At 67.9% G+C, this 20,482-nt stretch carries 16 protein-coding genes; 10 read left to right on the forward strand and 6 right to left on the reverse strand.

Annotated features, from left to right (window positions below):
• Positions 1 to 168: 168 nt before the first annotated feature.
• A complete protein-coding gene (locus ACZ5YA_RS05430) occupies positions 169 to 1,071 on the forward strand; it encodes a sigma-54 interaction domain-containing protein (protein ID WP_165867826.1) in 903 nt (300 codons plus the stop codon).
• Between the two features lie 184 nt (positions 1,072 to 1,255).
• The gene (locus ACZ5YA_RS05435; RefSeq protein ID WP_444861181.1) at positions 1,256 to 2,695 is read left to right on the forward strand and encodes an RNA polymerase factor sigma-54; all 1,440 of its coding nucleotides are present in this window, start codon (positions 1,256 to 1,258) and stop codon (positions 2,693 to 2,695) included.
• Between the two features lie 11 nt (positions 2,696 to 2,706).
• Here the strand turns inward: ACZ5YA_RS05435 and ACZ5YA_RS05440 are convergent, their stop codons facing one another.
• The 3 genes from ACZ5YA_RS05440 to ACZ5YA_RS05450 form a co-directional block, all read right to left on the reverse strand.
• Entirely contained in the window at positions 2,707 to 5,715 is a 3,009-nt protein-coding gene (locus ACZ5YA_RS05440) for a GAF domain-containing protein (RefSeq protein ID WP_059375986.1), read from the reverse strand.
• An 84-nt stretch (positions 5,716 to 5,799) separates the two neighbouring features.
• Complete coding sequence (locus ACZ5YA_RS05445) at positions 5,800 to 6,510, reverse strand: DUF2325 domain-containing protein (protein ID WP_464092167.1); 711 nt, start codon at positions 6,508 to 6,510, stop codon at positions 5,800 to 5,802.
• Between the two features lie 82 nt (positions 6,511 to 6,592).
• Entirely contained in the window at positions 6,593 to 7,900 is a 1,308-nt protein-coding gene (locus ACZ5YA_RS05450; RefSeq protein WP_118932445.1) for an MFS transporter, read from the reverse strand.
• Between the two features lie 104 nt (positions 7,901 to 8,004).
• Between ACZ5YA_RS05450 and ACZ5YA_RS05455 the strand changes: the two genes are divergently transcribed.
• Positions 8,005 to 8,895, forward strand: coding sequence for a LysR family transcriptional regulator (locus tag ACZ5YA_RS05455; protein ID WP_118932446.1), 891 nt, complete (start codon positions 8,005 to 8,007; stop codon positions 8,893 to 8,895).
• Between the two features lie 145 nt (positions 8,896 to 9,040).
• Positions 9,041 to 10,696, forward strand: a complete 1,656-nt coding sequence (locus ACZ5YA_RS05460; RefSeq protein ID WP_464092168.1) for a mucoidy inhibitor MuiA family protein — start codon at positions 9,041 to 9,043, stop codon at positions 10,694 to 10,696.
• Positions 10,697 to 10,701: 5 nt separating this feature from the next.
• On the opposite strand, the gene ACZ5YA_RS05465 is transcribed toward ACZ5YA_RS05460, so the two are convergent.
• Complete coding sequence (locus tag ACZ5YA_RS05465; RefSeq protein WP_118932448.1) at positions 10,702 to 12,012, reverse strand: ferredoxin reductase family protein; 1,311 nt, start codon at positions 12,010 to 12,012, stop codon at positions 10,702 to 10,704.
• A gap of 189 nt (positions 12,013 to 12,201) precedes the next feature.
• Positions 12,202 to 13,428: an EAL domain-containing response regulator gene (locus tag ACZ5YA_RS05470; protein WP_059375971.1), complete on the reverse strand. Its 1,227-nt coding sequence runs from the start codon at positions 13,426 to 13,428 to the stop codon at positions 12,202 to 12,204.
• 241 nt (positions 13,429 to 13,669) lie between these two features.
• On the opposite strand from ACZ5YA_RS05470, the gene ACZ5YA_RS05475 reads away from it, so the two are divergent.
• The gene (locus ACZ5YA_RS05475; protein ID WP_419343407.1) at positions 13,670 to 14,803 is read left to right on the forward strand and encodes a 3-deoxy-7-phosphoheptulonate synthase; all 1,134 of its coding nucleotides are present in this window, start codon (positions 13,670 to 13,672) and stop codon (positions 14,801 to 14,803) included.
• Between the two features lie 36 nt (positions 14,804 to 14,839).
• On the opposite strand, the gene ACZ5YA_RS05480 is transcribed toward ACZ5YA_RS05475, so the two are convergent.
• Complete coding sequence (locus tag ACZ5YA_RS05480; protein WP_464092169.1) at positions 14,840 to 16,072, reverse strand: NAD(P)/FAD-dependent oxidoreductase; 1,233 nt, start codon at positions 16,070 to 16,072, stop codon at positions 14,840 to 14,842.
• A 108-nt stretch (positions 16,073 to 16,180) separates the two neighbouring features.
• On the opposite strand from ACZ5YA_RS05480, the gene ACZ5YA_RS05485 reads away from it, so the two are divergent.
• From ACZ5YA_RS05485 to ACZ5YA_RS05505, 5 genes are all read left to right on the forward strand, one after another.
• On the forward strand, positions 16,181 to 16,780 hold the full coding sequence (locus ACZ5YA_RS05485) for a GNAT family N-acetyltransferase (protein WP_306632631.1): 600 nt from the start codon (positions 16,181 to 16,183) through the stop codon (positions 16,778 to 16,780).
• A 69-nt stretch (positions 16,781 to 16,849) separates the two neighbouring features.
• The gene (locus ACZ5YA_RS05490) at positions 16,850 to 17,320 is read left to right on the forward strand and encodes a hypothetical protein (RefSeq protein WP_059375963.1); all 471 of its coding nucleotides are present in this window, start codon (positions 16,850 to 16,852) and stop codon (positions 17,318 to 17,320) included.
• Between the two features lie 320 nt (positions 17,321 to 17,640).
• Positions 17,641 to 18,360, forward strand: coding sequence for a response regulator transcription factor (locus ACZ5YA_RS05495; RefSeq protein WP_251880033.1), 720 nt, complete (start codon positions 17,641 to 17,643; stop codon positions 18,358 to 18,360).
• Positions 18,361 to 18,364: 4 nt separating this feature from the next.
• The gene (locus ACZ5YA_RS05500; protein WP_118932450.1) at positions 18,365 to 19,240 is read left to right on the forward strand and encodes an HpcH/HpaI aldolase/citrate lyase family protein; all 876 of its coding nucleotides are present in this window, start codon (positions 18,365 to 18,367) and stop codon (positions 19,238 to 19,240) included.
• 91 nt (positions 19,241 to 19,331) lie between these two features.
• The gene (locus ACZ5YA_RS05505; protein ID WP_118932451.1) at positions 19,332 to 20,327 is read left to right on the forward strand and encodes a serine hydrolase; all 996 of its coding nucleotides are present in this window, start codon (positions 19,332 to 19,334) and stop codon (positions 20,325 to 20,327) included.
• The last annotated feature ends 155 nt before the right edge of the window (positions 20,328 to 20,482 follow it).

Raw genomic sequence — 20,482 nt, forward strand, 5'->3', positions numbered from 1 at the left:
CAAATCGTCGCATCCTGCCCTGGTCCAGTTCACTAGCATGGGTTGTGACGTTCACGGTCCGTGCAGGACCCAGGAATCAGCATGCCGAATCGCACCCCGAACGCCGCGCGCGCGCCGGCGCAGGCGTCCCCGGACGTACTGACCGACGCGTCGGGCCTGTCGCCCGTGATGCAGAAGCTCGGCGTCCAACTGCAGTTGGCTGCGGCCACCGACGCCAGCGTCTTCATCGTGGGCGAAAGCGGCACGGGCAAGGAAATCGTGGCGCGCGCCATCCACGACGCCAGCGAACGCCGGGAACAGCCCTTTGTGGCCGTGAACTGTGGCGCCATCAGCGGCAGCCTGGCGCATGCCGAATTGTTCGGCCATGAAAAAGGCAGCTTCACCGGCGCTGTGGCGCAGAGCGCCGGCTACTTCGAGTACGCCAGCGGCGGCACGCTGTTCCTGGACGAAGTGACCGAAATGCCGCCGGACCTGCAGGTCAACTTCCTGCGCGTGCTGGAGGCCGGCACTTATCAGCGCGTGGGCGGCTCGGACCTGCTGCGCGCCAATGTCCGCATCATCTGTGCCAGCAACCGCGATCCCTTCGCCTCCGTCGCGCAAGGCCGCCTGCGCCAGGACTTCCTGCACCGGCTGCTGGTGATTCCGTTGCGCGTGCCGCCGTTGCGCGAGCGCGGCGACGATGCGCTGGTGCTGGCGCACTGGTTCCTGAATACCCTGAACACCGCCAACGGTACGCAGAAGACCTTCTCCGCGCAGATGCTGGATGCGATCTCCCTGCATGATTGGCCAGGCAATGTCCGCGAGCTGCGCAACGCCGTGCAGCGCGCGTTCATCCTGGCCGACGGCGAGCTCGAGGACGAGCTGTTGCCGCGGAACCGCGGCGGGCGGCATGCCATGCTGCGCGACGGCGCGTTGACGTTGCCCATCGGCATGTCGCTGGGCCAGGCACAGCGCGCATTCATCCTGGCGACGCTGGCCCATCACGCGGGCGACAAGCGCAGCGCCGCCGAGACTCTGGGCTTGAGTCTGAAGACGCTCTACAACCGGCTCGACGACTACGAGAAGGACTAGCGGGATCCCGCCGGCACGTGAGCATCCGGACCGCGCGGGGAAGCATTTCTTACCGCTTCCTTGTAATACTGGGCCGGCGCCGCACGCGCGCCGGACGCCCCCCGCCCGCTGGGGCACCTGGCATGGTCTTTGCTTGAGTTTCAGGATGAGCTGCCCGTCGGCAGCCGCTGTCCAGGAGACTCGATTGGTCTACCCCTCGCAAGAATTGCGCCTGCGTCAGCAGATGACGCTGGCGCCCCGCCTGCAGCAATCCGTCAAGCTGCTGCAGATGACCGCCCTGGAGTTCACCACCGCGGTCGAGCAGGCCCTGGCCAGCAATCCCTTCCTGGAAGACGTCGATGAGCAGGAGGCCGAAGCAGGCCCCGCCGTTGCGGTCTTTCCTCCTTTGGCGGACGGCGCCGATCCGGCTCCGCCGGAACCCGTCCCGCAGGAAGAACCGCCGCTGCCGGACGCGCCGGCCTACTCCGGCGACTATCCGACACGCGGCCAGGGCGACGGCCCCGAGCGTGACCAGGGCCTATGGGCCGCGTCCACGCTGTCCATGAGCCAACGGCTGTCGCTGGAGCTGGGCAACTATCAGTTGGCGCCGCGCGACCGGCTGTTGGCGGAGTACATCATCGATGCACTGGATGACGACGGCTACCTGCGGGTGCCGCTCGCCAGCCTGTGGGGCGATGCGCGCCGCGGCGCCGAAGCCGTCCCCGACGAAGGCGAATGGATGACCGCGCTGCGCCTGGTCCAACAGCTGGATGCGCCTGGACTGGCTGCGCGCGACCTGGCCGAATGCCTGTTGCTGCAATTGGCGGCAGCGACCGGCATCGGCGACGCGCTACGCGCCCTGTCCATGCGCATCGTGGCCGAGCAGCTCGAGCGGCTGGCCCGCAACGACTGCGCCGGCCTGCGCCAGCAGCTGGGCTGTTCTGAAGAGGCCTTGCGCGAGGCTTGCGCGCTGATCCGCAGCCTGGACCCGAAACCGGGAGGCCGCTACAGCGCCGAAGCGCCCGTCTACGTCGTGCCCGACGTGTTCGTCGACAAATGGCAATCGCGCTGGCGCGTGCTGCCCAACCGCAACGCCATGCCCCAGGCGAGGCTGCACCAGACCTATGCCGAACTGTTCCGGCGCGCCCGCCTGGACGATCGCAGCCCCATGGCCCAGGAGCTGCAGGAAGCCCGCTGGCTGGTGCGCAACGTCGAACAGCGCTACATCACGATCCAGCGCGTGGCCGAAGCCATCGTCAAGCGCCAGCAGACCTTTTTCGAATATGGCGACGTGGCCTTGCGGCCGTTGATGCTGCGCGAGGTCGCCGATGACCTGGACATGCACGAATCCACGGTGTCGCGCGCCACTGTCGGCAAGTACATGGTGACGCCGCGCGGGGTGTTCGAATTCCGTCACTTCTTTTCCCGCGAACTGGCCACCGACACTGGCGGGTCCTGCTCCGCCACGGCCGTGCGGGCCCTGATCAAGGAAATGGTCGAGGCCGAGGACCCGGCGATGCCGCTGTCGGATGTGGCCTTGACCCAGCAACTGGCGGCCAACGGCATCCTGCTGGCGCGGCGAACGGTCTCGAAGTACCGCGGGCAATTGCGCATGCCGCCCGCGGAATTGCGCCGCCGCCATTAGGCCGTCGCAGGTCAGGGCCGGGCCTGCTGCCCCGGCCTGCCCGGCGCACTGTCCAGCATGCCTTGCACGCGTTCGGACAGCTTGTCGAGCTGGAAGGGTTTGACGATCAGCTCCAGCCCCTGTTCAAGAAAGCCCTGGCCGCGCGCCGCGCTTTCCGCGTATCCGGTCATCAAGAGTACGCGCAGGCCTGGACGCGCCACGCGCGCGGCGTCGGCCAATTGCCTGCCATTGAGTCCCGGCAGCCCCACATCGGTCACCAGCAGGTCGATGCTGCGCGCGGACTGCAACACCTCCAGTCCGGCCTCGCCGTCCACGGCAGTCAACACCTCCAGGCCGAGTTCGGCCAGGCATTCGCGCACCATCTCGCGCACGTTCGCATCGTCTTCCACCACCAGCACGACTTCCTTGCGCGCCGCGCCGCGCGTAGCGGCCGCCGGGAGTTCGCCGTGCTGCACGCTTTCGGGCGCGCCGTCATGGCGCGGCAGGAACAGCCTGACCGTAGTGCCCACGTCCACCGTGCTCTCCAGGCTGGCCGCGCCGCCAGCCTGCTTGGCGAAGCCATAGATCATGGACAGGCCCAGCCCAGTGCCCTGGCCCAAGGGCTTGGTGGTGAAGAACGGGTCGAACGCGTGCGCCAGCACGTCCGGCGGCATGCCGCAGCCCACGTCCTTCACCGATACTTCCACGTAGCGTCCCGCATGCTCCCCGGCGCATTGCGACAGGAGCGGATCATCCGGCTCCACGTTGCGCGCGGCAACCGTCAGCGCGCCGCCGTTGGGCATGGCGTCGCAGGCGTTGATCACCAGGTTCAACATGGCGTTCTCGAACTGGTTCTTGTCACAGCAGACCGTCCACAGTTCCGGCTGCAGGTCCAGTCGCAGCGCCACGCGTTCGCCGGTATAGCGGTGGAACAGCGCCACCATGGATTGCAGTGCGGACGCCGCGCAGAACGGCTTGGGGTCGATGGGCTGGCGGCGCGAGAACGTCAGGAGCCGCTGCGTCAGGTGCGCGGCCCGGTTCGCGGAATCCATGGCGACGTCGACGAAGCGCAGCGCCTGTTCCGGCGCGCCCGCCGTGATCTTGCGCTCCACCAGGTAGAGCGCGCCCGAGATCCCCTGCAGCATGTTGTTGAAATCATGGGCGATGCCGCCCGTCAGGCGCCCCACCGCTTCCATTTTCTGCGACTGCCGCAGCGCGTTCTCGGTGTCGTGCAAGGCCTCGGCCTGCAGCTTGAGGTCGGTATCGTCCCGGCCGGTCATGTACAGGCTGTCCTGGGTCCAGGACATGCTCCAGGTTATCCAGCAATAGCCACCCTCGCGCTTGAGCAGGCGGTTCTCGAGATGCTTCGCACCAGGACGCGGGCCGGCGTCGCCGGACGCCCAGCTCCACGCCGCCAGCGTCGCCGCCAAATCCTCCGGATGGATCAGGTCGCGCAGCGCCATCGACATGAATTGCTCGGGAGTCCAGCCCAGGATGGGCCGCACCGCGGGGTTGACGCTGGCGAAGCGCCCTTGGCGGTCGATCACCGCGAGCAGCTCCGGGGAAAGACGCCAAATGCGGTCACGCTCCGCGATCGCATCCTCGACGCGCTGTTCCAGCGTCCGTGCGTACTGCGAGCGCTCGACCGCGGCGCACATGCGCTCGGCCACTTCCTCGATGAACGCGATGTCGCTGCTCTTGAGCCTGCTGCCCGACCCGGGACATGCCAGCATCGCGCCTGCATGCCGGCCCCAGCGCCGCAGCGGCACGACGATGGCCCATGGGCGGATCTCGCCGCCCGCTTCCCCAAGCAGCGGCGCCAGGTAGGTCGTGCGTCCCAGCCGCAAGGCCGCATGATAGTCGTCGCCCAAGGCATCCAGCGTATGCGGCGGCTGGCCGAGGAGCGCGGACCCCGGGGGCCAGACCGAGGAAATGACCGGGGTATGATCCTCGCCCCGCGTATCCAGCACCGCCATCTGCCCAAGCGCCAGATGCTGGCACAGCCCTTCGCAGGCGGCCTGCTCTATCTCTTCCTCGCGATGCAGTTCGCGCATGCGGTCGCCCAGCGCAGCCAGGTAATTCTTGCGGTGCTGCCCTTCCCACAGTTCAGCCTCGGCCGATTTGCGCGCGGTCACGTCCAGGAACAGCGCCATCATCCGGCCGGCGCCATCCTTGCGCGCGCGCGCCTCGTACCAGGCTTCCTTGGGCGCCGGCACCATGAACTCGAACTGGATAGGCTCGCCGGTCTCGACCACCTGGGCGAAGGTGTCCATGATCTGCCCGGGCACGCCCGGGATCATCTCGCGCAGCGTGTGGCCCAGCGTATCGCCTTCCTTCATGCCGGTCTGGCGCTCGAACGCGGGGTTCACCTCCAGGAAGCGGAAATCGACGATGCGGCCGACATCGTCGCGCAGCGCCTCGCTGAGAAAGAACGCCTCCTGCATGCCGGCGAACATCGCACGCCAGCGTTCGCCGCTTTGGCGCAGCGCCAGTTCCGTCAGATGCCGTTCGATCGCCAGGGCGGCGCTGCGCGTCACCAGCGCGATCGCGTCGATATCGTGCGCCGATGGCGAGCGCACCACCGCGTAGTAATTGGAAAACACGCCCAGCAGGCGGCCATCGGGCGCCTTGATCGGCGTGGACCAGCAGGCCCGCAAACCGTGCGACAGGGCCAGGTCGCGCCAGCGCTCCCAACCCGGATTCAGGGCGATGTCTTCCACATAGACCGGGCTGCCGGTGTAGGCCGCCTCGCCCCAGGACGCGCTGCCGGGGCCGATGACGGCCTTATGCACCGCGGTGTTGTAGGCCACCGGCAGGCTGGGCGCTGCGCCGTGCAGCAGGAAGCCGCCAGTTTCGTCCACCAGTGCGATGGATGTGCGCAGCTCCACGCTGGATTGCGCCTCAATGGCATGCAGCACGTGCTCCAGCACTTCGGCCAATGGCATGCCGGCGGCTATGCGCTGCAACATGATGCGCTCGTCTTCCAGGCGGGCAAGCGTGTCCGTCCAGGGTAGCGCCACTCGGTCCCGCTTGGTCAGCATGTCGGCCCCCCTTGCCCCTCGACTGTATTGCGCCTGTGGGCGCGCAGCCGAAACGCTAGGTAACGCGACGCTACGGTTCCCGGCTCAGTTGCCCGTCTTCAGCGGCTGACGTTCCAGCCGCAGCGCCTGCAAGGCTTCGGGCTTGTCGACCAGCACGCACTGTTTACCGGTGCGGGTGCAATGGTCCTTGACGCGCCAGTAAGCGCCGTGGCTGACGCAGCCGGTCTGGCAGATCACCAGGTCCGCGGCCACCAGGCTGGCTTCCAGCGTTTCGCCATCGGCATCCGCGCCGCCGTCATGGCCGAGATAGCGCCCGCCGGCCAGTTCGACCATCTTGCGGGTCAGCGCCAGTGCCATCGCGTCCTCGCCCACGCACAGCACCGCCTTCTCGCGCAGCACCACCGCGGACGGCGCGGGACGCCAGGCAGGCGGTTCCGCAAGCGTCTCGAGTTCACGCGCGCCAGCGCCGGCCCTGCCCTGCCAGGCCAAGCGCTCGCGCATGAGCGTCTGCACGCGCTCCATCAACTGGGCGACGCGGCGCGCCAGCGCCACGCGTTTGGGCAGCCCTGGAATGGAAGTCTCCAGCGTATTGCGGTCTTCACGCGCCCAGGCCAGCGCCGTGTCGCGCTGGATGACGGCTGCGCGCAGGCGCATGGCTTCGCTCTCCAGATACAGGATGCGCGCGGCCTGGGCCGCCAGGAGCCGGCTGCAATGCGCTTGCGCCTGTCCGTAGGCGGCAAGCAGCGCGGCATGCTCGCGCTGCAGGTTCTGGCTGTCGGGAGAAATAGGATTCATCGCGGCCCTCGGATCTGGATGGGATGGCGCTCACCGAGCGTGCCGCAAATTATAAATGAGAATTAATATCTTTTATGGCATTCTAGGAGACGCCTCGCCCCACCGCGGCCGATGCCGGCACGCGGCCAGTGCGCTTGTACAGGCCCGCGCTGATGGCCAGCGCCAAAGTCAGCAGTCCGCCCGCCATCGCGGCCACGCCGGCCCACTGGCCCGTGGTCCAGAAGTGTCCGCCCAGGGATCCGAGCACGCTGGAACCCACGTAGTACACCAGCAGATAGAGCGACGCCGCCAACGCCTTGTAGCCGCGCGCCATCTGTCCGACCCAGCCGCTGGCGACGGCATGGGCCGCGAAAAAGCCGAAAGTGAACACCACGATCCCGGCGATCAGCAGCGGCAGCCAGTTGGACAGCGTCAGCAGCAGCCCCGCCAGCGCCATTCCGGTGGCGGCCGACAGCATCGCGCCGCGCCCATGGCGGTCGGCCAGGCGGCCGAACCAGGTCGACGCGAAGATGCCGACCAGATAGACCACGAAGATGAAGCCGATGAAGGTCTGGCTCAGCGAAAATGGCGGCAGCAGCAGGCGAAAGCCCACGTAGTTGTAGACCGTGACGAACGCGCCCATCAGCAGGCCGCCCAGCGCGAACAGCCCGCACAGGGGACCATTCTTCAGGTGCGAGGCGGCGCCTGCGCGCACATCGCCCCACACGCCAGCCCAGCCCCTGCCCCGCTGCGGCGCAAACCGGCGCGACGCGGGCAGCAGCCACACGAACAGCACCGCCGCCACGATGCCCAGGAGGCCCAGCGTGCCCAGCGCGGCGCGCCAGCCGAAATGATCCGACACCAGGCCGGTGATGACGCGGCCGGACAGGCCGCCGAACGCGCTGCCGCCGATGTACAGGCCCATGGCGAAGCCCAGGGTGCCGGGTTCGACCTCCTCGGCCAGGTAGGCCATGGCCAGCGCCGGCACGCCGCCCATCGCCAGCCCTTGCAACGCGCGCAGCGCCAGCAGGCTGTGCCAGTCGGGCGCGGCGGCGGCGATGGTGCCCAGCAAGGCGGACGCGAACAGCGACAGCGCCATGGCGCGCTTGCGCGGCACGGCTTGCGAAAACAAGCCCACGAAGAAGATGGCGACAGCCAGGAAGCCGGTACACAGCGATAGCACCAGGCTGCTCTGCGCGGGCGACACGCCGAACGCATGGGTGAACAGCGGCATCAGCGGCTGCACGCAATACAGCAGGGAAAAAGTGGAAAAGCCGGCCGCGAACAAGGCCCACTGGGCGCGCCGCAACCCGGGGGTGCCGCGGGCGAGATGATCGGTAGGCGCAGAGACGGGTTCCGCCGGCGCGGACGCGGCGATTGGGGACGAGGGACTGGCTAAGGGGGCAGACATCGGGATTCTCGAAAACGGCGGGCATGCAGCCCACGTAATCAAAGTAGACTTTTCCCCTGCATATGTCCAATATATGAAAGTCACCCCGACCATATGTAATAACGATGGAATTGCGCCACCTGCGGTATTTCACCGCCGTCGCCGAAGAGCTGCACTTCACGCGCGCCGCCGCCAGGCTGGGCATAGGCCAGCCGCCGCTGAGCCAGCAGATCCAGCAGCTGGAACGCGAAATCGGCACCCCGCTGTTCCTGCGCCTGCCGCGGGGCATCGCGCTGACCGAGGCCGGCGCCCAGTTCCTGGAGGACGCCCGCGCCATCCTCGCCAGCGCCGATCGCGCCATCGACACGGCCCGCCGGCTGGGCCGCGGCGAGCGCGGGGCGATCACCGTGGGGTTCACGGCCTCGGCGGTGTTCCACCCCTACCTGCCACGGGCCATCCGCGCGTACCGGGACCGCTATCCCGACGTGCGCGTCACGCTTACCGAGAGCAATACGGTCACGCTGCTGCGCGGCCTGCGCGCGGGCGACGTCGACGTCGCCTTCGTGCGGCCGCCCTACGTACTGGACCCGGAGTTCGAGTCCGAGCGCGTGCTGGACGAACCCATGCTGGTGGCGCTGCCGCCAGACCATGCGTTGAGCCGCAAGCGCAGCGTGCCCATCGCCGCGTTGGCCGACGAGGACTTCGTGCTGTATCCGCGCCCCATCGGGGCCGGCTTGTACGACGCCATCATGTCGGCCTGCCAACGCGCCGGCTTCGTGCCTCGGGTCATCCAGGAAGCGCCGCAGATGGCTTCCATCGTCAGCCTGGTGGCGGCCGGCGTGGGTATTTCCATCGTGCCGGCGGCGATGCGGCACATGGGCGCGCAAGGCATCGAATACCGGCCCATCAAGGGCGACGCGCCGCATGCCTTGCTGGACATGGCCTACCGCCGCCACGACCGCTCGACGGCGGCGGGCAACGCCGTGGACATGCTGCGCGCGCTGGCCCATCCCTGAGGGCCGCGCGGTATCGCCCTGTCGCGTTTGTCATCTTCTGTAAAACCAGCGCCCAGGCCACAATGTAAATTTGGCGCGCGCGGCGGGCCGTCCCTGTCCAAAGGACACGGCGTCGCGCGATTCCAACCTGTCTAAAGGTGAAATAGTGCGACGTACCCTTCTGGCCTTGGCCATTGCGACGATCCCCGGCCTGGCCGCAGCCGCCGGGCTGCCTTCCTCCATCGGTTCCGTGACCGTCTACCAGGACCGCGCCGTCGTGACGCGCGCCGCCAGCAGCGAGCTGGCCGCGGGCGAACACGAACTGGTGCTGGAGAAACTGCCGGCCAGCCTGCAGGAGAATTCGCTGCAAGTCTCTGCCAAGAGCACCGGCCAGGCGACGTTGCTGGATGTGAAGGTGCGCGACGCCTATCAGGCCGACACCGCCAACGAACGCGTCAAGCAGCTGGAGGAACAGGTACGCAAGCTGCAGGGCCAGCAGGCGCTGCTGGACGACGAAGCGGCAGTGCTGGACAACCAGCGTGAGCTGGTGCTGATGATGCAGCGCGGCGCCACCGAGCCCTCGAAGGACGGCGCGCGCCTGACGCTGGACGAACTGAAGGCGATCCAGTCCCTGAGCGCGGACTCCCTGGCCAAGTCGCTGGCCGGACTGCGCCGGGTGGCCGAACAGAAAGAGGCGCTGGAGCGCGAACTGACCGCATTGCAAGACCAACTGGGCCAGCTGCAAAGTTCGCTCAACCGCCGCACCAAGACCGTCACCCTGCGCGTCAACCTGGCGCGCGCGGGCAAGCTGGATCTGAACGTTTCCTACGCCGTGGCCGGCGCCCGCTGGACGCCCGCCTACGATGCGCGCCTGCGCCCTGCCGATCGCAGCGTGGACCTGGGCTACTTCGGCGTCATCCGCCAGAACACCGGCGAAGACTGGAATAACGTCAAGCTCACGCTGTCCACCGCGCGCCCCTCGCTGGGCGGCGGCGCGCCCGCGCTGCAGCCCTGGATCGTCGACGTGGCCGCCCCGCCTCCTCCGCCCCGTCCGCGCCCCAGCCCGGCGCCGGTCGCCGCGGCCAGGCAAGAAGCCGAAGCCAAGATGTCGCGCCAGCGCGTCCAGTCCTTCGAGGACGCCGCCGCGCCGGTTGCCGAGATAAGGCCGGAACCGCTGGAGCAGGCGACCGCCGAGGTGCAGGCCGAAGCGACCAGCGCATCGTTCCAGATCAAGAATCCGGCCACGCTGCTGTCCGACAATTCTTCGCAGCGCGTGGCCATCGCCACGGCCAAGCTGCCTGCCACGCTGCAGTACCAGTCCACGCCGGCCCTGCGCGAAGCCATGTTCCTGACCGCGCACGCCAGCAACAACACGGATTTCCCCTTCCTGGCCGGTTCGCTGAACACCTTCCTGGACGACGCCTTCGTCGCGGCCAGCTCCATGAAGGCGGTGATGCCCGGCGAGAAGCTCGAGTTGGCGCTGGGCGCCGACGATGGCATCTCGATCAAGCGCCAGCTGGTCAACCGCTATACCGAAAGCACCGGCTTTTCGGGCAGCGGCAAGCGCGTGACCTACGAGTACAAGATCACGGTCAAGAACAGCAAGGCCACCAAGGAGCAGGTGTCGTTCAAGGACCGCCTGCCCATTTCGCGCAACGAGAAGATCGTGGTCAAGCTGCTGTCGCCGGCAGACCGCGAGATCAAGCGCGAGGAAGACGGCAAGCTGGTGTGGGACTGGGAAATGGAGCCCGGCAAGTCGCGCGAAACGGTGTTGAAGTTTTCGGTCGACTATCCGGGCGACATCGAGGTGTCCGGCATCTGATGCGCTCAGCGCATCTGGAACGCCTCCTGGTGAAACAGTTCGCTCACCGGCATGCCGCGCCGGTGCAAGCCGTCCTTCAAGGCATCGGCGAATCCCGTCGGGCCGCAGAACCACACGCTGGGCCATCGCGCGCCCGGCTTGTGGTCCGCGGCCAGCTCGGCGGCCGTCAGCGGCCGCTGGGTATCGCTGTAGCGCACCTGCAGCGTCACGTTCGGCACGCGCGCGCATAGCGCTTTCAGATGGTCCGCGAACGGCGCGTCGCCGGCATTGCGGGCGCAGTAGTACAGGGTCGCGACCGGCGCGGTGTCCGGGTCCGTCTGCAGGGATTCCATCCATGAAATGAACGGCGTGACGCCGATGCCCGCAGCCACCCAGATCTGCGGCCGCCCATCGCCGCGCTGGAAGTCGAAGCAGCCATAAGGGCCTTCGATGATGACGTCCTGCCCCACTTGCAGGCTGCGCTGCAGACGCCGCGTGTAGTCGCCGAGCGCCTTGATGGAGAACTGCACCCGGCCGGTGCCGTCGTCCGCGCCGGACACCGTAAAGGGATGCGCGCCCTCGCGCCGGTCCGCCGTCAGGAACGCGAACTGCCCGGCGCGATGGTGCCAGTTGCCCTCCACCCTACAGGTGAGCGCCAGGATGTCGTCGGAAAGATGATCGATGGCCAGCACCTGCCCCCGGTAGCGGCGGCCGCGTCCGATATTGCCGGTCAGCGCCATGACGGCGCAAACCGTCCCCACCGCGGTGCACAGCGCCACCAGCCAGCCGGCGGGCTGCCACCACCAGGCGGCCGGCGTCAGCACCACGCCATGGAAGGCGACCACCAGGAAGATCACCGCGGCGATGCGGTGGACCTGGCGCCAGATGTGGTACGGAAAGCGCCGCCACAGCGTGAGCAACACCATCGCCGCCAGGATCCACACGGCCCATTCGCCGATGTCCTTGGCGGATCCGCGGAACATGTCCAGCAAGGCGGCCGCGCGCGGCGTCTTGGGCACGGGATCGAACAGCGCCAGCAGCAGCGGTTTGCCCAATTTGATCAGGTAATGCGCCGCCGCCAGCACGGCGGCCAGGATGCCGCTCCACTTGTGCAGCCGGTACATCTTGTCCAGCCCGCCTATGCGCGTTTCCAGCCACATGGGACGCACCGCCAGCAGCATGATCAAGGCCATGAGCGCGTAGGCGCCCAGGCCTGTCAGCAGGATGAGCTGATCGCGCGCGGTCCAGACGTTGAGTTCGGCCGGAGGTTGCGCCCAATAGGCGCCGGCCCAGGCCAGCAGGGAAATCAGCAGTACGGCGGCCAGTATGCGTCGCATCGGTTCATCGCTCCATCGAGGGGACCGCGCCACCGTGCGCAGCCCGCATGAAGCCATGGTAAATCCACCCGTGGGGCCAATTTTCCATGCGCGGGCGCAGTCTTGATCGGGGTCAAGTCCGCCGAAAGTCGGGAGGGTCCGGACGGACCCGGCCTGCGCCAGGATACCCCATCGCGCCGGGCGGATGACTCAATGGCTGCGGCAGAATTCGACGAAGGCGTCGGGTTCCAGCGGCACGGAAATGCCGTAGCCTTGCGCCACGTCGCAGCCCAATTCGCGCAGCAACTCCACGTCGCGCTCGTGCTCCACGCCTTCGGCGACCACGCGCCGGCCCAGCACGCGGCCCATCTCGATGGCGGCGGCGACCACCGCGCGCGACGCGGGCTCGCGATGCATATGGACGATGAAGTCGCGGTCGATCTTCAGTTCGGTGAAGGGCATGGCCGAGAACAGGCGCATGGAGGCGATGCCCGCGCCGAAGTCATCCATTGCCAATTCAAAGCCGCGCACGCGCAGCAGGTTCAGCGCCGAGGACAAGGCCAGCCAATCGGTTACCGGCTCATCCTCGGTCAGTTCGACCTTGATCAACCGGGCCGGCAGGCCGGCCTGCGCAACGCGCTGCTCCAGCAGGCCCGGCAGGTCGCGCGAACACAGCGTGGAGGCCGAGGCGTTGATCGCGATGGGCACGGCGATGTCCTCGGCATGCATGCGCTGCTGCAGCTCCAGCACCTTGTCGGTCACCAAGCAGAACAAGGTCCGGTCCAGCCCCAGCCGGTGCGCGGCAGGCACGAAGTCCGCCGCCGGAATCGCGCCCAGTTCGGGGTGATCCCAGCGCGACAGCGCCTCGGCGGCCAGCACGCGGCCCGTCGACAGGCTCATCTGCGGCTGCAGCACCACGCTCATGCCCTGCCCCGTGATCAGCGCATGGCCCAACGCCGCCTCGATGACGTCGCGCCGCAGCGAGCGCGGCCGGGTCGAGGCGGCATCGTCTTCGTCGATGCTGCGCAACGCCGTCTTGATGGCCTGCTGCATGGCGCTGCGGGACACCGGCTTGGACAAGGCCTGCGCGGAGGGACAGCCGGCCTGCAGGGCCAGCCGCACGTGCGACTGCAACAGTTCATCGCTGAGGCTGCTGATCCAGATGATGGGCGGCATGCTCTTGAGCCGTCCGGCGTCCACCAGGCGCCGCAGTTCGTTGGGCAGCCGCGTGCCGTCGCCCTCGCCCGTGACGATGTCGCTGATAACCACGTCGTAGAACTGGCGCGTCAGCGCGCTGACCGCTTCTATGCTGCTGCCCAGGCCGGCGACCCGGCGGAAACCCAGCGCCAGCAGTACGTTCTGCAGATAGGCGCGTTCGACCGGGTGGTCTTCGACGAGGAGTATCCGTCGGGTTCCGCCGGGTTCCGTTTTAGGCATGGTCTACCGTCCTACTCATATAGGGCGGGCCCCCGCAGGCGGCCGCTGGAAAACTGTGTCCCCCATGCTAAGGCATCCGCGCGCGCGCTGTCGTTATCGCTAACGGGTTAATGCAGCCCCATCGCCGATAGTCGTAGTATTCGCGGCATCAGCCAGACGGAGGCAGCCTTCCGTCGCCCCGCGGCGCGGCCGGTGCCATAATAGATGTCTTTCTTCCCGCATCTACGGCACGGAGCTACCCTTGACCCGCATTGACGACCCCCTGCACGACCGCGAGGTCGGCGCGGCCGACTCCACCCAGGACAACACGCGCACCGACGATACCCGCATCAGCGCGGTGCGCCCCTTGATTTCGCCCGCCCTGCTGCAGGACGAACTGCCGGTTTCGGCCGAGATCCAGACTCTGGTCGAGCAAAGCCGCGTCCAGATCGCCGACGTCCTGCACGGCCGCGACGACCGCCTGGTGCTGGTGGTGGGCCCCTGTTCCATCCACGACCATGGCCAGGCCATGGAATACGCGCGCCTGCTGCGCACCGCCGCCGAACAGCACCAGAAAGACCTGCTCATCGTCATGCGCGTGTACTTCGAGAAGCCGCGCACCACCGTGGGCTGGAAGGGCTACATCAACGATCCGCGCCTGGACGGCAGCTTCCGCATCAACGAAGGCCTGCGCCGCGCGCGCGAACTGCTGCTGGACATCAGCGGCCTGGGCTTGCCGATCGCCACCGAATTCCTGGACCTGCTCAGCCCGCAGTACATTGCCGACCTGATCGCGTGGGGCGCCATCGGCGCGCGCACCACCGAAAGCCCCAGCCACCGCCAGCTGAGTTCCGGCCTGAGCTGCCCGCTGGGCTTCAAGAACGGCACCGACGGCGGCGTGCAGATCGCCGCGGACGCCATGGTCGCCGCCAGCGCCAAGCACGCGTTCATGGGCATGACCAAGATGGGCATGGCCGCCATCTTCGAAACCCGCGGCAACCAGGACACCCACGTCATCCTGCGCGGCGGCAAGCAAGGCCCGAACTACGACGCGGCCAGCGTCGACGCCTGCTGCGCCGCCCTGCGCGCCGCCGGCCAGCGCGAACAGGTCATGATCGACTGCTCGCACGCCAATTCCAACAAGTCGCATCTGCGCCAGGTCGAGGTGGCCAACGATATCGCCGCCCAGATCTCCCAGGGCGACGGCCGCATCACCGGCGTGATGATCGAAAGCCATCTCGAAGAAGGCCGCCAGGACCTGAAGCCCGGCCTGCCGCTGCGCCGCGGCGTGTCCATCACGGACGCCTGCCTGGGCTGGTCGCAGACCGCGCCGGTGCTGGAAACGCTGGCCCTGGCCGTGCGCCAGCGCCGCGAAAAGGCCGCAAAACCGGCCTGAGAACCGCGCTTCTCGCGTCTCTTGCCGCGTACGGCCTCAGCGGCCGACGCGGTAAGGCGCCGGATCCATGTCCGGCGCCTGGCCCGTGATCATGCAGGCCAGCAGCTTGCCCGTCACCGGACCTAGCGTAAAGCCATGATGCGCATGGCCGAACGCCAGCCACAGGCCGGGATGGCGCGGCGCTGGTCCGATGACCGGCCGCATGTCCGGCATGCAGGGCCGGCAACCCATCCACGGTTCGCGCTCCACGGCCTCGCCCAGCGGCAGCAGCTGCCGCGCCAACGCCCGCGTGCGCTCGATCTGGATCGGTGAAGGCGGCGCATCGCGCGCCGCGAACTCGGCGCCCGTGGTCAGGCGCACGCCCAGGGTCATGGGCGTCACGACGAAACCGCTTTCGATGTCCGCCACCGGATGCGACAAGGTCGCCCCCTCTTCCAATGCGTAATGCTGGTGATAGCCGCGCTTGACCGCCATGGGAATGCGATAGCCCAGCGGGCGCAGGATGTCCGGCGACCACGGGCCTAGCGCAACCACCACATCGCGGGCCTCGATCAGCCCTTGTTCTCCCTGCACCTGCCAACCCTGGCCAGATGGCTTGAGGCTGCGCGCGTCGCCGCGCGCGAGCACGCCGCCGCGCCGTTCGAACAAGGCCGCGTAGCCGCGCGTGACGGCGCCCGGGTCCGAAACGTTGACCGGATCCAGCCAATGCACCGCACCGGCCATGCGCGACAGCGAAGGTTCCAGCGCCGCCAGCGCCTGGCGGTCCAATACGCGGTAGTTCAGCCCGTACGGCGCGAGCGCCTGGGCCTCGGCCGCGGCCCGGGCCAGGCCGGCCTCGCTGCGCACGCCATCGATCCAGCCGCTGCGCCGGAACAGGCGCGAGATGCCGGCCTCGTCCTTGAGCGCGTCGTGCTCCGCGACGCAGCGCTCGATCAGCGGCAGCATGGCCTGGGTCGCGCGCGCCAGCCGCGACGGCGCCGAATGCCACCAGTAGCGCAGCAGCCATGGCGCGATGCGCGGCAGAAAGCGCGTGTGGTAGCTGACGTCCGGCGTATTGTTCCTGGCGTAGCGCCACAGGCTGCGCCAGTCGCGCGGGAAGGCATAGGGAATCACGCTGGCCCGTTCGATCAGGCCCGCGTTGCCGTAGCTGGTTTCCTCGCCAGGGCCGCGCCGGTCCAGCAGCACCACTGAACGGCCGCGCGCCGCCAGATGCAGGGCGGTGCTCACCCCGACGATGCCCGCACCCAGGACCAAGGCGTCTGTTTTCATGCGGCGCATTCTGCGCTTGCGTGCGGTATTCGGCAAGGGCGCGCGCGCGTAGAATCCCCTGCTGCACGCCCTGCCCTCCGCGCCCACGCTCCGATCAAGGAATACGTCATGACCAGCCCCCGCCTGCAACCCGTCACGCTCGCTGGCGAGGTCGTGCGCCTTGAACCGCTCACCGCCAGCCATGCCGAGCCGCTCGCGCAGGTGGGCCTGCACCCCGAACTGTGGCGCCTGCAACCCGAACCCGTGCAGACGCTGGACGATATGCAGCGCTATGTCGACCGCGCGCTGGCCGGCCAGCGCGATGGCAACTGCCTGCCATTTGTCATCGTGCGACAGGACAACGGCCAGGTCATCGGCGCAACGCGCTATATGGACATCGCGCTGGCGCACAAGCGCCTGGAGATCGGCGGCACCTGGCTCACGCCTGCAAGCCAGCGTTCCGGCGCCAATACCGAGGCCAAGTTCTTGCTGTTGCAGCACGCCTTTGAAACAATTGGTATCATACGCATCGTATTCAAGACTGAACTGAGCAATATGCAATCGCGCCAGGCCATCCTGCGGATCGGCGGCGTGGAGGAAGGCGTGTTCCGCAAGCACCTGATCGCGCAATCGGGGCGCGCGCGCGACATGGTCTACTTCGCGATCCTCGACGAGGACTGGCCAGCCGTCAAAGCGCGCTTGCTGATGCGCATGCGCCGCGCCGGATAGCGCGCATCGCCCGCTCTTTTCGCAGCTTGTCCGGGCCGCCAGGCCTGCCCCGCACTATTGAAGCCAGTTATGCAACAGACCTACGCCGCGCCAGCGCGTCACACGATATACATCTACACCGAGGAACAGCGCGGCAACCAGCTGGTCGAGTCGCTGGTGATCGGCATGCTGTCCGACATATCGGGGTCCGACAAGCTCGTGGTGGTGCAGGATCCGCACAGCGGCTTGAAGTTCGTCTACCGCATCGATCACGACAGCAGCAATCTGGACGCCGCGGCAATCACCGAACAGGATGCGGCCGTTTTCAATGGCAAGACCTCGGTCCAGATCAACTCCATGACCTATCGCCTTGGCACCGCCGAGAACGCGATGAAATTGCTGCGCGGCAAAAATGAGTGGATACAGGACAAGGGCGCGGTGCTGTCCGTGCTGCTGCAGAACGCCGCTGCCCGCAAGACCCGCTTCGCCCCGCCGCGCATCGAGCGCGACCGCATGCGCAAGGTGCCGCCGGGCGTTGCCGTCGAACACCTGTCTACATAAAAAGCACAGTATCCACAGGGCCGGCCTTATCCACAATTTCTGTGGATAAAAAAGCCTCGAACCCCTGGCTGATGGCCGTTCGGCCGATGCGCAACGGGCTGCTCATTTTTTGACCAGCTGAAAATTGGCCGGCGCCCGGCTGCCATCCTTGATTCTTGACGCGGCGCCGCAGGGGCGATGATGATATTCTCCGCAAGCGCGCGATACGAAAAATATCGCGCCAGCGGACTCCCCCTATACAAGAAGACCCACATACAAGGAGCGGACAGCGTGTTTGCATTCGAAGCTCCCTGCGCGCAACCGCTGACGCCGGAATCGCCGTGACCATCATCATCGTCGACGACCACGGAGACTGGCGCGACACCATCGCTGAATACATCGAGGATCTGGGCCTGGACCGCAGCATCCTCACCGCCGGCTCGCTCGCGGAGCTGGACCAACTGTTGCTCACCGTGACGCCAGGCATCCTCGTGCTGGACGCCATGCTGCCCGACGGGGACGCGCTGACCCGCGTCTCGCACCTGCGGACATCCTTCCCGTCGATGGGCATCATCATGCTCACCGGCCGCCTCTTGAGCGAAGACAAGGTCTCGGGCCTGAGCCTGGGCGCCGACCACTACCTGACCAAACCTGTCAACCTGGCCGAGCTTGGCGCCACGCTGGTGTCGCTGTCGCGCCGCCTGCGGGTGGTGCCGGCGGGCGACGCCGACGCTCCGGAATCCGATGCCTGGCGCTTCGATCCGTCCCGGCGCACGCTGCTGTCGCCGCAGCAGGTCAGCGTGGACATCACCGATACCGAAAGCCGGCTGATCGGCGCGCTGATCCAGGCCGCGCCGCTGCCCCTGTCGCGCGGCCGCCTGATCGAGGCGCTGGGCGCCAGCGTGGAGGCCTACGATACCCACCGGCTGGACGCCCACATGCACCGCCTGCGGCGCAAGCTGCGCGCGCAGGCCGGAGGCGACATGGGCATACGCACGGTGTACGGCGTGGGCTATGTCTGCACCACGCCTGTGCAGATCGTCGGCAACGCCAAGAACTGAAACCATGACTCCTGCCATCCGACCCCGCCGTTCCGTACTCTATATGCCTGGCGCCAACGCGCGCGCGCTGGACAAGGCGCGCAGCCTGGACGCCGATGTCCTGATCCTCGACCTGGAGGATGCCGTCGCGCCCGATGCCAAGGCGCAAGCCCGCGAGCAAGTCGCCGCGGCCCTGCGCGCTGGCGGCTATGGCCGCCGCGAATGCGTGGTGCGCATCAACGCGCTGGACACGGCATGGGGCCTGGACGACGTCAGGGCCATTGCCCAGGCGGGCGCGGACGCGGTGCTGCTGCCCAAGGTGCAGTCCGCCGCCGAGCTCGACGCGCTCGCGCGAGCGCTGGACGCGGCGGGCGCGCCAGCCAGCCTGCCCTTGTGGGCCATGGCCGAAACACCCTTGGGATTTTTGCGGCTGGACGCCATCGCCTCCGGCCATCCGCGGCTGGCGGCCATCGTCGTCGGCACCTCGGACCTGGTGAAGGATCTGCACGCGCGGCATACGCCGTCTCGCGAAGAAACCCTGCTGGCACGCTCGATGGCGGTGATGGCGGCGCGGGCCCACGGCCTGGCGGCGCTGGACGGCGTGCACCTGGACCTGCATGACGACACCGGCCTGGCGGCGGCTTGCAGGCAGGGACGCGACCAGGGCTTCGATGGCAAGACGCTCATCCATCCCAAGCAGATCGCGGCGGCCAACGCCGCCTTTGCGCCCTCGGCAGAAGAACTCGCCGCCGCGCGCAAGCGCCTGGACGCCTGGCGCGCCGCGCAGGCCGCGGGCCTGGGCGTGGCCGTGGTCGACGGCGCGCTGGTGGAAAACCTGCATGCGCGCGAAGCGGAGCGCGTGCTGGCGCTGGCCGAGGCCATCGCAGACGCGCACCAGTGACAACGGCGCCAACCGCAGTAATATCGGCTTTCAAATGCATATTGCCGGTAACGCCCTGCCGGGCGCGTGGCCGGCGTATCGGGGAGCGCTCGTGACGCTGATCTTGCGGCAAATGTCGATCTCATTCTGCGTGGCGGCTTTGTGGGCCGCCACGGCGGCGGGCTTGCCGGCGCCGGCGCGCGCCCAGGCTGCCAATTTCCATCCCTGCAATTCCCAGCCTTCCCTGCCGATGTGCCTGCATGGCTACGGCAAGCGCATCGCCGTGCAGCGCTGGGGCGCGCAGCCCGACCCGCTGGACCCGGACGCGGCCGCCAACGCCTCGCTGGTCACGCGCGACCCGGCCAAGGAAATCGGCAAGCTCAAGTCCAGCACGATCCTGGTGCAGGACATGGACACGTCCGAAGTCCTGTTCGCGCGCAACGAGGACGCCGTGCGGCCCATCGCTTCCATCACCAAGCTCATGGCGGCGCTGACGCTGGTCAAGGCCGGCCTGCCGATGGACGACATCATCACCATCGACGCCAGCGACACCCGCTCCACCAGCGAGCTGCCCTCGCGCCTGACGGCCGGCACCAAACTGAGCCGCGCCGATCTGCTGCGCCTGGCGTTGATCCCTTCCGAAAACAGCGCCGCGCAGGCGCTGGGACGCACCTATACCGGCGGCACGGCGGCTTTCGTCGCGGCGATGAACGCCGAGGCCCGCGCGCTGGGCATGACCGATTCCAGCTTCGCCGAACCTAGCGGCCTGTCCAACGAAAACCAGTCTTCGGCCAGGGATCTGGTCAAGTTGCTCGCGGCGATTTCCGCCCAGCCGCTGTTGCGGCAATACACCGGCGAGACCAGCTACCAGGCCGCCGGCCAGACCTTCCGCAACACCAACATCCTGGTGGGCCGTCCGCAATGGGACATCCTTGTGTCCAAGACCGGCACCACACGCGAAGCCGGCGATTGCCTGGTGATGGCGGTCAAGGTTGGCAAGCGCAACCTGGCCATGGTGCTGCTCAACGCGCAGGGCATCAACGGCTCGCGCTTCGGCGACGCGGTGCGCCTGCGCCGGGTGCTGGACAGCCGGTACGCCTCGCGCTGACGGGCGGCATCGCGCGCCTGGGTCGCCAAGCCCGGTACAATACCCGCCTTTGACGCGGAACGAACGCCCGTTCCGTCCGCCTGCCGCGCTGCCCGAGCGCCCTGCTTCCCCACCTTCTTCTCTGCGCCTGGCCGGCGGGAATCCTGCCGCGTCCC

It is taken from the genome of Achromobacter sp. JCM 18799 (assembly GCF_055395645.1).

Excerpts from the sequence above, each read along its gene's own strand:
- ACZ5YA_RS05430 (WP_165867826.1), top strand. The coding sequence starts at position 169 with ATGCAGAAGCTCGGCGTCCAACTGCAGTTGGCTGCGGCCACCGACGCC.
- ACZ5YA_RS05440 (WP_059375986.1), bottom strand. The coding sequence starts at position 5,715 with ATGCTGACCAAGCGGGACCGAGTGGCGCTACCCTGGACGGACACGCTT.
- ACZ5YA_RS05445 (WP_464092167.1), bottom strand. The coding sequence starts at position 6,510 with ATGAATCCTATTTCTCCCGACAGCCAGAACCTGCAGCGCGAGCATGCC.
- ACZ5YA_RS05450 (WP_118932445.1), bottom strand. The coding sequence starts at position 7,900 with ATGTCTGCCCCCTTAGCCAGTCCCTCGTCCCCAATCGCCGCGTCCGCG.
- ACZ5YA_RS05455 (WP_118932446.1), top strand. The coding sequence starts at position 8,005 with ATGGAATTGCGCCACCTGCGGTATTTCACCGCCGTCGCCGAAGAGCTG.
- ACZ5YA_RS05465 (WP_118932448.1), bottom strand. The coding sequence starts at position 12,012 with ATGCGACGCATACTGGCCGCCGTACTGCTGATTTCCCTGCTGGCCTGG.
- ACZ5YA_RS05470 (WP_059375971.1), bottom strand. The coding sequence starts at position 13,428 with ATGCCTAAAACGGAACCCGGCGGAACCCGACGGATACTCCTCGTCGAA.
- ACZ5YA_RS05480 (WP_464092169.1), bottom strand. The coding sequence starts at position 16,072 with ATGAAAACAGACGCCTTGGTCCTGGGTGCGGGCATCGTCGGGGTGAGC.
- ACZ5YA_RS05485 (WP_306632631.1), top strand. The coding sequence starts at position 16,181 with ATGACCAGCCCCCGCCTGCAACCCGTCACGCTCGCTGGCGAGGTCGTG.
- ACZ5YA_RS05490 (WP_059375963.1), top strand. The coding sequence starts at position 16,850 with ATGCAACAGACCTACGCCGCGCCAGCGCGTCACACGATATACATCTAC.
- ACZ5YA_RS05500 (WP_118932450.1), top strand. The coding sequence starts at position 18,365 with ATGACTCCTGCCATCCGACCCCGCCGTTCCGTACTCTATATGCCTGGC.